General features: G+C 36.9%; 14 protein-coding genes. 7 read left to right on the top strand and 7 right to left on the bottom strand.

Annotated elements, in window-relative coordinates; all coding sequences use genetic code 11:
• The 6 genes from ORI89_RS01945 to ORI89_RS01920 all read left to right on the top strand — a co-directional run bounded on the left by ORI89_RS01945 (position 1) and on the right by ORI89_RS01920 (position 6,417).
• Positions 1–717 carry an MBL fold metallo-hydrolase gene (locus ORI89_RS01945; RefSeq protein ID WP_268228738.1) on the top strand — a complete coding sequence of 239 codons (717 nt, stop codon included), beginning with the start codon at positions 1–3 and terminating at the stop codon, positions 715–717.
• A gap of 32 nt (positions 718–749) precedes the next feature.
• The gene (locus tag ORI89_RS01940) at positions 750–1,802 is read left to right on the top strand and encodes a sugar phosphate isomerase/epimerase family protein (RefSeq protein WP_268228737.1); all 1,053 of its coding nucleotides are present in this window, start codon (positions 750–752) and stop codon (positions 1,800–1,802) included.
• Position 1,803: 1 nt separating this feature from the next.
• Positions 1,804–3,087, top strand: a complete 1,284-nt coding sequence (locus ORI89_RS01935) for an MFS transporter (protein WP_268228736.1) — start codon at positions 1,804–1,806, stop codon at positions 3,085–3,087.
• 4 nt (positions 3,088–3,091) lie between these two features.
• Positions 3,092–3,967 (top strand): SMP-30/gluconolactonase/LRE family protein, encoded by an 876-nt coding sequence (locus tag ORI89_RS01930; protein WP_268228735.1) that lies wholly within the window; start codon positions 3,092–3,094, stop codon positions 3,965–3,967.
• A gap of 74 nt (positions 3,968–4,041) precedes the next feature.
• Positions 4,042–5,451, top strand: a complete 1,410-nt coding sequence (locus ORI89_RS01925; RefSeq protein ID WP_268228734.1) for an alkaline phosphatase — start codon at positions 4,042–4,044, stop codon at positions 5,449–5,451.
• 45 nt (positions 5,452–5,496) lie between these two features.
• Entirely contained in the window at positions 5,497–6,417 is a 921-nt protein-coding gene (locus ORI89_RS01920) for a hypothetical protein (RefSeq protein ID WP_268228733.1), read from the top strand.
• Positions 6,418–6,487: 70 nt separating this feature from the next.
• Here the strand turns inward: ORI89_RS01920 and ORI89_RS01915 are convergent, their stop codons facing one another.
• The 5 genes from ORI89_RS01915 to ORI89_RS01895 form a co-directional block, all read right to left on the bottom strand.
• Positions 6,488–8,305: a M60 family metallopeptidase gene (locus ORI89_RS01915; protein WP_268228732.1), complete on the bottom strand. Its 1,818-nt coding sequence runs from the start codon at positions 8,303–8,305 to the stop codon at positions 6,488–6,490.
• A gap of 199 nt (positions 8,306–8,504) precedes the next feature.
• Positions 8,505–9,491 (bottom strand): class 1b ribonucleoside-diphosphate reductase subunit beta, encoded by a 987-nt coding sequence (gene nrdF, locus ORI89_RS01910; protein WP_268228731.1) that lies wholly within the window; start codon positions 9,489–9,491, stop codon positions 8,505–8,507.
• Between the two features lie 93 nt (positions 9,492–9,584).
• Complete coding sequence (gene nrdE, locus ORI89_RS01905; RefSeq protein WP_268228730.1) at positions 9,585–11,690, bottom strand: class 1b ribonucleoside-diphosphate reductase subunit alpha; 2,106 nt, start codon at positions 11,688–11,690, stop codon at positions 9,585–9,587.
• Positions 11,650–12,057, bottom strand: coding sequence for a class Ib ribonucleoside-diphosphate reductase assembly flavoprotein NrdI (nrdI, locus tag ORI89_RS01900; protein ID WP_268228729.1), 408 nt, complete (start codon positions 12,055–12,057; stop codon positions 11,650–11,652). Before nrdI ends, nrdE begins: the two co-directional genes overlap by 41 nt.
• A 21-nt stretch (positions 12,058–12,078) precedes the next feature.
• Positions 12,079–12,315, bottom strand: a complete 237-nt coding sequence (locus tag ORI89_RS01895) for a thioredoxin family protein (RefSeq protein WP_268228728.1) — start codon at positions 12,313–12,315, stop codon at positions 12,079–12,081.
• Positions 12,316–13,054: 739 nt separating this feature from the next.
• Between ORI89_RS01895 and ORI89_RS01890 the strand changes: the two genes are divergently transcribed.
• Complete coding sequence (locus ORI89_RS01890; RefSeq protein WP_268228727.1) at positions 13,055–13,261, top strand: hypothetical protein; 207 nt, start codon at positions 13,055–13,057, stop codon at positions 13,259–13,261.
• Positions 13,262–13,304: 43 nt separating this feature from the next.
• Here ORI89_RS01890 and ilvA read toward each other — a convergent pair whose 3' ends face one another.
• Both ilvA and ORI89_RS01880 read right to left on the bottom strand, forming a co-directional pair.
• The gene (gene ilvA / locus ORI89_RS01885; protein WP_268228726.1) at positions 13,305–14,552 is read right to left on the bottom strand and encodes a threonine ammonia-lyase IlvA; all 1,248 of its coding nucleotides are present in this window, start codon (positions 14,550–14,552) and stop codon (positions 13,305–13,307) included.
• A 69-nt stretch (positions 14,553–14,621) separates the two neighbouring features.
• Positions 14,622–15,779, bottom strand: coding sequence for a 2-isopropylmalate synthase (locus ORI89_RS01880; protein ID WP_268228725.1), 1,158 nt, complete (start codon positions 15,777–15,779; stop codon positions 14,622–14,624).
• Positions 15,780–15,790 lie beyond the last annotated feature (11 nt).

The raw sequence follows: 15,790 nt of genomic DNA, 5'->3' as shown, positions 1-15,790 counted from the left end.
ATGCAATTATTACATCAAATATATCAGGTTAGTGGCGATCTAGTGGGGTTAACTACGGATGTAGAGGGAGCGATATGGAATGACTGTAATGCTTATCTCGTAAAAACCGAGAAAGGTCTTATTCTTTTTGATGCCGGTTGTGGAGATACTATGGAGCAGCTTTATGCTAATATTCGTTATTGGGGTATGTGTCCGGAAGATATAAAGTATTGTTTTCTGACACACGCTCATTTTGATCATGCAGGTGGCGGATATTTGTTAAAAAAGAACGGAGTAGAGTTTATTTCAGGAAAAGAAACTGCTGAAGCGGTACTGGCGGGAGACAACCGTTGCTGTACTTATCTGTATCATAAAAAGTTTACACCATTTAAGGTAGACCGTATTATAGCCGATGGTGAGAAAGTATCTGTTCTTGGCTTGGAGGTTGAAGCGCGCCTTATGCCAGGACACAGTATGGGATGTACCGTTTTTTCTTTTACGTTGGGCGGCAAAAGAATTGTGATTAGCGGCGATGTAATAGGGACAAAGTTAAGTGGCGATTTTGGTTGGTCAGGTTCGATAGATTTTTGTCGGGAGAATTATCTGGGCAGTTTATTGAAAATGGTTGATTTGGAGATGGACTATATGTTGCCAGGGCATGGTATGGTCTATTTATCAGGGGCGAAGAGAAGAGTGGAAGAGGTGCTAAATGTCGCATTGATGGAATGGAGGAAATAGGTAGAGGAGTTAATTGAAAATAAATTTTGATTATGAAAACGATTCAAGGACCAGCTATTTTACTGGGGCAGTTTTTAACGGATGAAGAACCATTCAATAATTTGAAATCTATATGTAAATGGGCAAAAGGTTTAGGCTATAAAGGTGTTCAGATACCTGCATGGGATAAACGATGTATAGATTTAAGGTTAGCAGCAGAGAGTAAAGATTATGCGGATGAAATACGGGGAGTTGTACGTGATCAAGGGTTGGAAATAACGGAGTTGGCGACACACCTGATCGGTCAACTTATTGCGGTGCACCCGGCTTATGACTTTCTGTTTGATGGTTTTGCACCTTCTTCTGTTCAAAAAAACTTTAAGGCAAGACAGGAATGGGCTTATGAACATATGGTTTATGCTGCACAAGCCTCTAAAAATCTTGGATTGAAGGCCTGTGGTTCGTTTAGTGGAGCTTTGTTATGGCACACTGTATATCCTTGGCCACAACGGCCAAAGGGATTGGTAGAAGCCGGCTTTGAGGAATTGGCGAAACGATGGCGACCTATTTTAGATCAGTTTGATGAGTGTGGGGTCGACCTCTGTTATGAACTACATCCAGGAGAGGATCTGCATGATGGGGTGACTTTTGAACGTTTTTTGGATAAGCTAGATCAGCACCCGCGTGTTAATATACTTTATGATCCTTCACATTTTTTTTTGCAATGTATGGATTACTTAAGTTTTATTGATCATTATCATGAACGGATCAAAATGTTTCATGTTAAAGATGCTGAGTTTAACCCTTCAGGAAAGCAAGGGGTTTATGGCGGGTATTCGGAATGGGTGGACCGATCGGGGAGATTTCGTTCATTGGGTGATGGTCAGGTTGACTTTAAAGCGATTTTTAGTAAGCTAACAAGTTATGGTTATGATGGATGGGCCGTTTTAGAGTGGGAATGTGCACTTAAACATCCCGAAGTGGGGGCAGCTGAGGGGGCGCGTTTCATCCAAGAACATATCATCCCTGTAACAGATCGGGTGTTTGATGATTTTGCCCAAGTGGACCGAGCGGGGGATTTATTCAATAAACTATTAGGGATTTAATATGGAAACGTATGTAAACGTTATTCTGCAGCGCAAGAAATTGTTCCAAACAAGTTGTTTGGCGTTGTTGGTAACAGCATTGTCTTTTGGGATAAGAGCAGGTGTACTTAATAAATTGGGCGCTGATTTTCAGTTGAGTAATGCAGAGTTAAGTCAGATAACGGCTACTGCTTTTTGGGGGTTCCCTCTAGCCGTAATTATTGGTGGTTTTGTTGTTGATATGATTGGTATGAAAAGAATGGTTATCCTGGCGTTCTTTTTTCATATTGTTGGTATACTGATGACAATTTTCGCCCTTGGATATTGGTCTTTATTTATTTCTACATTATTGATCGGTATAGCCAATGGTTCGGTTGAGGCAGCCTGTAATCCGCTTGTAACAGCATTATATCCCGAAAAAAGAACAACTATGCTTAACTATTTTCACCTGTGGTTTCCTGGAGGAATTTTTATAGGGACATTGATTGTGGTTCTTTTTAATGCAATAGGCTTGAATTGGCAATGGCAGGTAGGAACGATGGTGTTACCGACCTTACTTTATGGCTATTATTTTATTAAGCTTGATTTTCCTGTTACCGAAAGGGTATCAGCAGGTATTTCTACAAAAGAGATGTATAAATCGATTTTGTCACCTCTTTTTTTGTTTATGATAGTGTGTATGTTCGGAACAGCAATTACCGAACTTTTTACAGGACAGTGGATTGATGTGCTTCTTAAAAACGTAACGGATAATCCGATATTGATATTAACATTAACTACTGGTATTATGGCTTTTGGGAGGGCCGTTGCAGCGCCTGTTATGAAGGTTTTAAAACCTGAAAGAGTCTTGTTAATTTCTACTGTTGTAGCTGCCATAGGTTTATATCTTTTAGCGAATGTAAGTGGTAATATGATTTTTGTCGCTGCCTTTATTTTTGGGCTGGGTGTATGTTATATATGGCCAACGATGTTAGCTTTTTCGGCAGAATATATTCCTAAAACAGGTGCTCTTGGTATGAATCTTATGGCGGGAGCAGGAATGTTCGCTGTTACTGTATATACATTGTTTATGGGTGAATATTATGATTCGATTATTTTAGAAGAACTCCCATCTTTTGCAGATATACATGAATATTTGATTGCGGGGGCTGGAATAGAAAAATACACAGCCTTAGAAGAAGCAAGAACAATAGCAGGACCAAAAGTGTTGATGAAAACTTTACAATTACCCTTAGTGTTGATAGGGGCGTTTATAGGTTTAAATTTTTATATGGCTAGGAGAGAGAAAGAGAAAAATAAAGTTTAAAATAATGAAAAAAATTAATGTTTTATACGAGGGAGAAGATATGTTGGGTGAAGGTCCTTTATGGTTGGCCGATGAAGAGACTGTATGTTGGGTGGATATTTTAAAAAATGAAGTTTATACCTATTGTATAGTTGAGGCTCAAATGCGTTCATATGCATATGCAGAGCCCGTTACTTTATTGGTAGAAAGTACAGCGAAACAGCAGCTGGTTGTGGCTATGAAGGGGGGAATTGGCCGAATAGATTTGGAAACTGGCCAATTAACGAAATTAAAGGATTTGGAAATCGATAAACCAAATAGTAGAACAAATGATGGCGGGGTTGATAGCAAGGGACGGCTGTGGGTTGGAACAATGGATTTACATTTTCAGGAAGGGGCAGGAAGTTTATATCTGTTAACAGAAAAAGGCTTTGTTCCAAAAATTGAGAAGACAACAATTGCAAACGGTTTGGTGTGGTCCAAAGATGGTCGGACCATGTATTTTATTGATTCGCCACTGAAGACAGTAAAAGCTTATCGCTTTGAAGGGGAAAATGCTTCTCTAGAACTAATCGGTGATGTAGTGCGTATACCTGAAGAACTGGGCGCACCTGATGGAATGGCTATTGATGAAGACGGTATGTTATGGATAGCGCATTATGGGGGATATTCTGTTGGTAAATGGAATCCTAATAACGGAGAGTTGTTGGAAAAGATCAGTGTACCGGCACCCAATGTTACAGCCTGTTGTTTTGGAGGTGCTGATATGAGAACTTTGTTTATCACTACTGCAAGGCAGGAAATGTCGAAAAAAGAGTTAGAAGAATATCCTTTGAGTGGGAGCCTTTTTTGTGTGGAGACAGATGTGAGTGGTGTAAGGAAAAATAAACTTATCAATTAAATAAAAGTATTGTAAATTCTGTAAAGAGAAGTTTTTAGAGTTTTTAATCTAATGCTAAATAATAATAAACTGAAATGAAAAAAATATGGAGTAGTATAGTACTATCTGTTTTTGTAGTACTATCATCATTTGCTAAGAGTCCTAAGTATATCATTTATATGATTGGGGATGGTATGGGTTTGAATCAGGTTAATTTAACGGAAATATTTCTCGCCCAGCAAGAGGATAGGAATACTGTATTTCCGTTAGTTTTTTCGACGTTTCCTTTTGCCACTTTTGCCACGTCTTATTCTTCATCTCATAATATTACAGACTCTGCCGCAGGCGGAACGGCATTAGCCGTGGGAGCGAAGACTAAAAATGGTGTTTTGGGAATGGATAGTTCTGCTACTGTCGCACTACCGAGTATTGCGTATGCTGCTAAAAGAGGAGGAATGAAAGTCGGAATTGTTACAAGTGTTAGTATTGACCATGCAACACCAGCAGCTTTTTATGCGCATCGTCCATCAAGAAGTATGTATTATGAAATTGCACAGGATTTAATTGCATCTGATTTTGACTTTTTTGGAGGATCGGGCTTTAAAAGACCAGATGAAGATGTTGACGGCAATAAAATGCCATCTATTTTTCCTCAATTTGAAAAGGCAGGATATAAGCTTTTATATGGGAAAGAAGATTATAATAAGTTAAATACTAAATCTGGAAAGTTAATCTACATGAATGAGCGAGGCACGGATGCGGGCTCTTTAGCGTTTGCTATTGATCAAAAAACGGATGATTTAAAATTAAGAGATATTACGGCCGCCGCAATTGAATCATTAAGTGATAATAATGAGGATGGTTTTTTTCTTATGGTAGAAGGAGGTAAGATTGATTGGGCTTGTCACTCAAATGACGGAGCAACCGTTGTACGCGAAGTGCTGGACTTTAATGCTTCAGTGGAAGTTGCCTATGATTTTTATAAGAAGCACCCCGAGGAGACTTTAATTGTTGTTACTGCAGATCATGAGACCGGTGGAATGAGTTTGGGATATAAAGGGTCAGGGCTATATACGCAGTTTATGGCTGATCAGGCGATATCTAAAGAAAACTTATCTTATAAAATTAGAGAATTAAGAGCATCTAAAGAACAAGCTAGTTGGCAGCAAGTGAAGCTATTCTTAAAGGATTATCTCGGACTTTTTGATAAAATTAAAGTAGACCAAGAAGAAGAGGAAGAATTAGAACAAGCGTATAAGAAAAGTTTTATTGATCATAAAAATGAAACCGAAAAAAGTTTATATGCTAATGATGATAAAATTGCAGCGATAGCGGTTCGCATAGTTAATAAGGTGAGTAATCTAGCATGGGGAACAGGGGGGCATACCGCTTCATATATTCCTATCTATGCTATAGGAAAAGGTGCTCATAATTTCTCCCATAAAATGGAAAATATAGATATTCCAAGAAAAATTGCAAAAGCTTTTGATCTTGAAATGGAGTAAGGAAAGATTATGTTTTTAAGTAATAGATTATTCATTTTGATATAGATGACATATTTTAAACGTACTGTATTTTTGCTGTTAAGCGTCGTTCTTGCCGGTTGTGCTCATATTGACGGAGAAAAGGATATGTTAAAGGGTGAAGTAAATTTAATATCAGTATCTGATAATATTCTATTTTCAGGGACTGATTCGACAACCTGGGATGCTAAAATAAGGGAGAGAGGATTTATAATTTATGATGAAGGACTTTATAAAATGTGGTATACCGGCTATAATCCAGATAGTTCAGAATTGAAGTTTTTAGGATATGCTACATCTGAAGATGGAATTAAATGGGAAAGATATGCTGATAATCCGATTTATAAAGATAAATGGACAGAGGATGTTTTTGTTATGAAGCACAATAATAGATATTATATGTTTGCTGAAGGAGCAGATGATAAAGCGCATCTTTTGATTTCAGAGAATGGATTACAATGGGAATCTAAGGGAGATTTGACAATTCTTACAACAAAAGGAGATACAATAACGCCTCCTTACGGAACGCCAACTGTTTTTGTTGAAGAGGATATATGGTATCTTTTTTATGAAAAAATTGATTCAGCGGTATGGCTAGCGACATCAGAAGATTTACTGGTTTGGAAAAACTTGAAAGATGAACCTGTTTTACAACCTGGACCTGAGGATTATGATAAAGGCGCAATTGCAGCTAATCAAGTCTTTAAGAAAGGAGGGGTATATTATATGCTTTATCATGCGACTTCGAACCCTGACTGGAATAAAGGGGGATCTCCTGTTTTTTGGAATTCAAATATCGCTTTTTCACGTGATTTATTAAATTGGACGAAACACGCTAGTAATCCAATTATAGAGAATAACGAGTCTAGTCCGATTTTGGTTGATGATGGCTTAAATCCTAAAATTTATACAATGCATAAGAAAGTAAAAGGATATTTCGTTGAGTAATAAAAAAGGAGAGTATTTACGACAAATACTCTCCTATATATAGTTTTAGACGTTTATAGAACGCTGTTTTTTATAGATTTATTACATCCAGCCGAGTCCCATCCCATCCTACAGCTTTGACGGACGTTGCCCCCTCAGGAACTCGCACTATTGTCGTTTTTGCATCGTCAGAGCCCAGTCCATTAAAAGCTATTTTAATGAGTTTATTACCTGTGTACGTTTCAAAAGCAACTGCATTTTTCCACCGATCATTATCGATAATTAATTGGTTTGGTTGTTTTTCAAAACCCTGTCCGGTTATACCGGTTACAGGTAGTTGTTTTTCGTAGCTTTTTACACTGTTAGCTGTTAAGTAATGCAGTACAGGAGTGCTCGGTTTTGGATATTTTGAAGCATATCTTTTTATTTGATTTATCTCTTCTTCAGTTATTTTCATTCTACCAACTGTATAATCGTCTACGATTAGATTAATTGGTGTCAATATGCCTGAGTGTTCAAAAAAATCTGTTAAATCAAGTTTTGATACATCACATGCATTTTTCACAAACTCTAGTTGGTAGTAGCTATCTTGTTCGGCATCTATTATAGGATTATCTATTGCTTTGATAAATACATCTGCATAAAAGTCCTTATTCCCCCAGGCATGACCTTTACCTGCTTCTGCGAAATAAAGCTGTAGTTGCCAAAGAGGCACAAGTTTAACAAAGTGATCACCGCCCCAATCGCGAGGGCGCTCTCTGTCCCAACGATCTGGGCCGGCTTGTGTTAACCAAGGTTGTTTATTTATGAAAGCCGACTCCATGTACGCACTAATACGTCCGCCAGCGATAGGGGCATCGTAGTCTTTTAACCTTTCACGTTCTAGTTTTGGGCTTTCGCTATTATATATGTACTGTGTCCAAACAGAATAGATGTTATTAGTTACTTCTGTGGTGCCAACCCATTTCATATTTGGGCGAACCTGGTTAACATGACCAAACTCATGTGCGACGCCCCAAGAGTTTTTTCGAAGGCTACTAGGGTCAACAAGGTCTTTCATGGTGTTATCGTGAAAAGCGGCGCCTATCCCATCTGCATGCATGAAGCCTTTCCAAATTACACGACCAAACATATGATTTTTAGGCTCCCTATGATATTTCACTAAACCCATAAGTTCATGTTGGATATTAATGATGGAGTCATAAAGTTGTATCAGTTCTACGCCATGCTCAGGGTTGAATTTTTTCAGGGAAGCTTTACTATAGGCCAGGTGTACTTTTTTACCTACAATATCTAAAATATTACCTTGATTGTTATCGAGGAGCTTTTTGTATACCGTATTATTATCTTTTGCTAGATTAAATACACCATTTACTTTCCCCGATAGTATATGTATATCGACCTTAGGGGTTGAGCGGCCGTCAGACGTAAAATATTGAATATAACTGTTTCCTTTATTTGTTATGATGAACTTGTTGATTCCTTCTTCAAGGGGGTATTCGCTCTGCTTGAAATGTTCATCATCCCAATTGGTTACTATTAGTTTAATGTCTTTTTGAGCTTTCTTCCCTACCCATATTATTGCTTCATCTCCTTCTGAAAAATATATACCTGTCGGGTTTTCGTAGCGTGAATAAGCGTTCGTTTTTTGTTGATTTGCTAGTATACTAGGATCGAGATAACTATCATAGGATTTAAACCGATCTTGTAATTGATATGATTTGTTTGCTAATTGCTGTGCTACATCTTTTAAAGTCGGTGAGGATATTTGGGCAATATCTTGTTTTTTAGTCTTTTTGTGAAGCTTTGTTAGTTCTTTATTCGCGAATAGCTTTAAATCTGCATCAGATTGAGCCGTGCCATAGCTTAGTGTGCCTGATAAGAACAGTGCAAGTAACATTTTTTTCATTTTTTACTTTTTAGTTGTGTTTGCTAAAGTAAGAGTCTGTTATTGTATTTGGTAAATTTTTAGTGATAGCAAACGATTGTGTAATCTGTTTTTTACTGATGTGATATGTGGGCTGTTAGTTTGTTCGAGAGTGATCGCTAATAAAAAAGTCTCTTTGCCTATAGGCAAAGAGACTTTTTTATTAGGAGTGAATAATCTTCTAAATTTCAACTAATGCATCCATTTTGAAATCTTCGTCTTTCAGGTGAACGATTTCCATGGATTTTTCGTAGTTAGTAGATTTTTTAGAGAAGAAATCATGTTGAGTTGTTTCGGTGTTCAATCCGTTTAATACGATAGGATTCACTTGTTTTACTTCAAAAATTGGTTCGAAGCCTAAATTCATTAATGCTTTGTTCCCATTGTACCTTACATATTCTTTTACTTCCGCTGTTAGGCCTACTACAGTATACAACTCTTCGGTATATTTAACTTCGTTCTCGTACAAATCGTTGAGTATAGCAAGGAATCGAGCTTTAACTTCTTCTTTATTTGGTAATCTTTCAAAAACTTCTTGAGCTATAAGTCCAACAAAAACACCATGTATAGACTCGTCAGCAACGATTTTTTTAATAATGTCTGCAGAAGCTACCATTTGACCTTGACCACATAACCATAATGGTAGGAAAAAGCCAGAGTAGAATAAGAACGATTCTAATAAAACAGACGCTGCTAATGCCATAAATAACTCTTCATCGCTTGGATTTGCTTTATCAATCCCACGATAGTATTTATCTATTACATTGGCTTTGTGTTGTAAAAATTTGTTTTTTTGTACCCAACCAAAAACATCATTAATTTCATTGGTTGAAGAAACTGTTGTAAAAATAGTTGAGTATGATTTTGCATGGATAGCTTCCATCATACACATATAAGATAAAACGGCCTTATTTTGTAAAGAGTCTACATGGTCTATAATTTTAGGCATACCCGTATGGCTCTGCAAGGTGTCTAGTAGGGTTAAGCCGCCTAGTGCTTTTTTATAACACTCTTTCATATCCCAGCTTAGACCTTTCCAGCTATCTATATCTTTTGAAGGGATGTATTCAGTGTCAATCCAAAACTGTTTGATATTTTGCTCCCAGAACATCAATACGTAATCGTTGTCTGGGGTGTTCCAATTGACAGCTTTAAATAGCTTATTCATACTTTATATTTTCTTAAATAGACGCTGTATATAAGTTTTTTAAATCTGCTTAATATACAGCGTCTAGGATGTTAATAAATTTATTGTACTTGTTTATGCAGAACAAGAAATACACTCTTCGATACTTGATTTACGAGTACGTGTATAATAAAGAGATTTTAATCCCAGTTTATGTGCATAAATGTAGTACTTGGCTAAATCTCTTGTTGAATCTTTTGAGTTGGTATGTAAGATCGTCGATACACCTTGGTCGATATGACGTTGTATCACAGAAATTAATTTTAGTACTTTATATTGATCCATGTCATACGCCGACTTGAAATAAAAATAGTTGTCGTTTGTAAGGTATGGCATAGGGTAATACGTTGTACTGTCTCCATATTCACGGACTTCAATAACATCAACAATAGGCATTACAGAAGCCGTTGCATTCATGATATATGAAGTAGATTGATTAGGTGCAATCGCTAAACGGTAAGCATGATAAATGCCGTGTTCTGCTACTTGTTTTTTTAGATTTTCCCAGTCTTGGCGTGTTGGTATGTCTATTCCTTCAAAAAGCTCTTTTACTTTGTCTGTTTGCGGCAGATAGTCTTTGTCAGTATATGTGTCAAAATAGCTTCCGTCTGCATATGCAGATTTTTCAAAGCCAACAAATGTTTTACCACGCTCTTTAGCAATTTCCATAGAAGCTTCTAGTGAATAGTAATTCATCGCCATAAAGAATACATTGGCGAAGTCGAGCGCTTCAGTTGACTCATACATGATAAAACTTTTTGCTAAGTATCCATGTAAATTCATGGCACCCAGCCCGACCGAGTGTAACTCGCGGTTGGCCTTAGCGATGGTTGGAACCATCTCTATATCGGTTACATCTGTCACCACCGTTAATGCACGCATCGCCGTCTTTACAGATTCTTTTATGCGTTTATTATCCATAACGGTTGCAATGTTTAAAGAACCTAAATTACAAGAGATACCGTATCTAATGGTGTCCTCTTTACCATAGATATTGATGTCCGATACTTCGGAAACTTGCATAATCTCTGTACATAGGTTTGAGAACTTTACTTTGCCTATGCCATTTAACGCATGTACCTTATTTGTATTTTCTTTGAAGAAAATATATGGATAGCCTGATTCTTTTTGAGTTTGAGCTATACGTACTAATAGGTGTCGGGCATTAATTTTTTTCTTTTTGACGTTAGGATTAGTGATTAACTCATCATACATGAGGTCCATATCCATTTCATCAAGATATTGACCGTACTCCTGCATAACAGTATGTGGGTAAATCAAGTAACAAGCCTCATCTTTTTCCGCAAGTTCCATAAACTTGTCCGGTATAATGATGCCTATTGATAAGGATTTGATTCGTACTTTTTCATCAACATTGATTTTTTTACAATCTAAGAACTCTTCGATATCCGCATGGAATATGTTAAGGTAAACTGCTCCTGCTCCTGGACGCTGGCCTAGCTGATTAGCATAGGAAAAAGTATCTTCCATTATTTTCATAATTGGTAATACGCCTCCGGCTCTTCCATCCACCCCTTTTATAGCTTCACTACGGGCTCTTATTTTAGATATGTTGAACGAAACACCACCACCAATTGAAGATAGTTTCATAGCAGAATCAACAGCATAACCGATACCATTCAAGTTATCTCCTATTTCATCGAGAAAACAGGAAACCAATTCTCCGGAACGTTTCTTTCCAGCGTTCAAGAATGTCGGGGTAGCAGGTTGATATTCTTGATTGATCATTATTTCAGCATATTCTAGCGCCTTTTTAACACCTTCTTGGCGGGCTAAGAATAATGAGACAGCAACAATACGATCCTCATAGCGTTCTAGAAATTTCTCTCCGGAGTCATCGCGTAAAGCGTAGCTCTGAAAAAATTTAAAGGCTGCCATGAATGATTGGAAACGGAACTTTTTAGCGTGAACATAGTCGTATACTTCTTCTATCTGTTCAAAAGTAAACCACTCGTAGAAATCTATATAGTATTCGTTTTCTATTAAATAGTCTATTTTTTCTTTCAGCGTATAAAAGAAAACTGTGTTTTTATTCACATACTCCAAGAAATAGGCACGTACAGCTTCTTTATCTTTATGCAAGCTGTACTCCTCATCTTGCTTAATCATGATTTCATTATTAAGCAGTATCCAGTTTTTTGCTACCTCGTTTGCTATCATTGTATTGATTTTTAATAATGTCAATAAATTTATTAATATCTTCCATTGTGCCAGATAATTCAAATTTCATAGCTAATGGAATGTCATAACCTTCTGAAACTTTATTGCCTGCTAAGCCGAAGTTTTTACCCCAGTTTGTGTTTCCACTTGATGTTACTGAGAATATTTTTTCGGCATTAACGTCCATGAAATGTTTGGTTTTATCGGGTATACTACCTATTCTGGTAGTGTACGTAATTAAGTGACCAAACTCGTTCGCTTCAGTGTTATCTTCTATTTTGTGTGCTTCCCAACCTGTTATCTGAATAACTTTATTGATAAAACGTTGGACATTTCCAGTTCTCGAATCGTAATATAAATGTACCATATCGTTCTGGTTTTTTGTTTGTTAATTAAGTGCTATAGAAGCTAGTTCTTCTGGTTTAAAACCAACTATGCGTTGTTGTATCTCTTCGTTTTCCAATACAAGTACCGTCGGAACAGATCTAATTTTAAATTTTGCAGCTAAATCAGGCTGATCGAATGGATTTACTGTTTCGTAACGAATTCCTTTGTTATCTAAGTACTCTGATACTTGTGCGCATGGAGCACAGTCATCTTTTTCGAATTTAATGATTCTTGCCATGTGGGTGTAAATTTAAATTTTGAGATATTGCTATCTCGAACCTGAAGTTTTAAAACACTTACTTGATTCGAGGAATCCCGATCAAGTGTAACAAATATCTTATATTTTAATCCGTACAGGTAATGATACTTTTCCACATGCAAGTTCCCATGCTTGTTTAAATAGGCTCTGCCGACGCTTTAATAGTGCAAGTTGTTGATTATCTGTTATGAGCGTCTATGTTGATAACTTTTTATTCGTGTTTGTAGCTTAAAATCTACTAAAAATTAGCGATAAATATTAAGTGATTGTCTTTGTATCAAACTGACTTGTTTTTGACTTTTTTAATGTGAAAAATGGTTTTTTTTTAGTAGATTAAACAGTTTGTTATTCCTGAATTTAAAGCTGTATTATGATAAATTAAATTTTAAGATCGAGCTCAAGTTTCTTATTAATCAATTTATTTTCACGTGTAATTCTCAAAAAGAACATCGTCAAATTATTGAACGACTGTAGTTGGACATGTGTTTTGTATATTTAGATTATGGAACTATTGTATTTAGAATTAAATGAAAGCGCTTGAAGAATTTCTGTTAATGTTTTATCAAGATGTTTGTGCAGATATAACCTTGAGTAGTGAAAAGAAATATTTTTATTTATTCTCGCTTGAGAAGTTGCTGTCGGGGGGGGGGGTAGAAAAGAGTTAGAACTAAGACTTAATTTAATTTTTTTAGATTCTGTGGCTAGGGGAAATATTTGCATGATTACACAAAACAATGATATACGGCCGGACTTTAGGGTTGGTTTTAGTGCAGAAGACTTGCTCTATAGCTTTTTAGATAGTTTTAGTTTGATGCCGATAACGAAACCAAATGGTAAGCTATTTGACCAGTGGCAGAGGGGTATAGGAGAAAAAGGGGCGTTTTTTTGGGCTACCGTTAGTAGGGGAAGAGCTCGTTTTATATAAATTTGTTTGAGTAATAATGAGTATTATTACTCAAACAAATTTATTATACTAAATATTCGAAAAGAGTTTGGTCTTTATTAATTTCTATAAAATCAAATTTATAGGCCTTCATACGTTCAATTAATAATGTGTAGTCTTTTGGATCATTTAGTTCGATACCTATCAAAGCTGGCCCTCTTTCTCTTTCTGTCTTTTTTATATATTCGAAACGTGTAATATCATCTTTTGTCCCCAGTACTTCGGTGACGAGTAGACGAAGCGCTCCGGGTCTTTGCGGAAATCTCACAATAAAATAGTGTTTAAAACCCTCATAAAGTAAAGACATTTCTTTTATCTCACTCATTCGGTCTATATCATTGTTGCCTCCAGATATAATACAAACGATTTTTTTGCCTTTTATTTCCTCTTTATGAAACTCTAAGGCTGCAATAGATAGCGCACCTGCAGGCTCAACAACTATTGCATCTTTATTGTAGAGCTCCAATATAGTTGTACATATTTTACCTTCAGGTATAGCTTTAATACTATCAAGAACCTGATTGCTAATTTCATAAGTTATTTGTCCTACTTTTTTGACAGCTGCACCATCGACAAATTTATTGATCTGTTCTAACTCTATTGGCGCTTTATTTTTAATAGCGGCTAACATAGAGGGAGCCCCTTCTGGCTCGATACCAAATAGTTGGACGTTAGGCGCATGTTTTTTCATGTGCAGACCTAAACCCGATGATAGTCCACCACCTCCAATAGGTATAAATACAGCGTCCACGTTGGGGAGGTCTTCTAGAATTTCAACAGCAACTGTACCTTGACCTTCAATTATTTTTAGGTCGTCAAAGGGTGGAATGAAGGTCATTTGGTGCTCTTCAGTATACTTTAGTGCTGCCTTTTGACAGTCATCAAAGGTGTCTCCAGTTAATATAATTTCTATGTTCCCGTTCCCCCACATTTCTGTTTGTGTTACTTTTTGGCGAGGTGTAGGGCCAGGCATAAATATTACTCCTTTTATGTCTAATTTTTTACATGATAAAGCGACACCCTGAGCATGGTTTCCTGCGCTGGCACAGGTTACACCACGGAGGCGCTCGCTAGAGGATAAGCTCACAATTTTATTGTAAGCCCCCCGAAGTTTATAGGAACGTACAACTTGTAAGTCTTCCCTTTTAAGGTAAATATCAGCACCATACTTTTCTGATAGATGTATATTGTATTGCAATGGTGTTCTACTCACAACATCTTTTATACGTTGTGCGGCCTGATTTGAATCTATGGTTAAGGTTGATAAGTCCATTTTGTAAATTAGGGTTATGGAGAAGACTTAAAAAATAATAACTAGCTTTTAGCTAGTTATTATTTCTACTTATGCTTGCATTAAAGTTTGTAAGTCTTCGTCGTTAAGGTCTTTTTTAGCATCTGCTAACGTTAAAAAGCGACCATATACTTCTGATAGTTGATCTTTGTCTAATTGATAGCCCAATCGTTCAAGATGATGTTTTAGTGCATGACGACCTGAGCGCGCTGTTAATATTATGTCTGCGCTGTCAAGACCTACATCTTCCGGTCTTATTATTTCATAATTTTCACGGTGCTTTAAGAAGCCATCTTGGTGGATTCCCGAGCTATGTGCAAATGCGTTTTTACCTACTATTGCTTTATTTGGTTGCACAGGCATACGCATCATACGGCTCACTTTTTGGGACAAACTCGTAAACATTTTACTGTTAATATTGGAGTGTATGCCCGGGAAATGCTGCTGATGTACCTTTAAAATCATAGCAACTTCTTCAAGCGATGTATTTCCGGCTCGCTCACCTATGCCGTTAATTGTACACTCTACTTGACGGGCTCCGTTTTGAACAGCTGCAATGGAGTTCGCTGTTGCTAAGCCTAGGTCATTATGGCAATGTGCCGAGATGATCGCTTGGTCAATATTGCTAACATGTTCGGTTAAGAATTTTATTTTAGCACCATATTGATCAGGTAAGCAATATCCATTTGTATCAGGAATATTGACAACAGTCGCACCTGCTGCGATTACTGCTTCAATCATTTTCGCTAAAAAAGGAAGATCCGCACGGCCGGCATCTTCTGCATAAAATTCAACGTCTTCTACGTATGATTTGGCGTGCTTTACAGCAGCGACAGCCCGTTCAAGTATTTCTTCTCTTGTCGAGTTAAACTTATATTGAATATGCATGTCTGAAGCTCCTATACCTGTATGAATACGAGGTCTTTTTGCATATTTTAGGGCGTCTGCTGCTACATCAATGTCTGTTTTGTGTGCTCTTGTAAGCGCACAGATAATAACATCATCAACAGCTTTAGAAAGTTCAACAACAGATTGAAAATCACCAGGACTAGATACAGGGAAGCCTGCTTCAATGATATCAACCCCCAAGAGTTCTAGGTCTTTTGCTATTTCAACTTTTTCTGTAGTTGTTAACTGACAGCCTGGCACTTGTTCGCCATCACGTAATGTGGTGTCAAAAATATATAAGTGATTTGGATCGTGTAACATAGTTTTTCTAT

This window comes from Sphingobacterium sp. UT-1RO-CII-1, from assembly GCF_026711005.1.
Taxonomy (GTDB): domain Bacteria; phylum Bacteroidota; class Bacteroidia; order Sphingobacteriales; family Sphingobacteriaceae; genus Sphingobacterium.
This window is presented reverse-complemented; position numbering and strand designations above follow the sequence as displayed.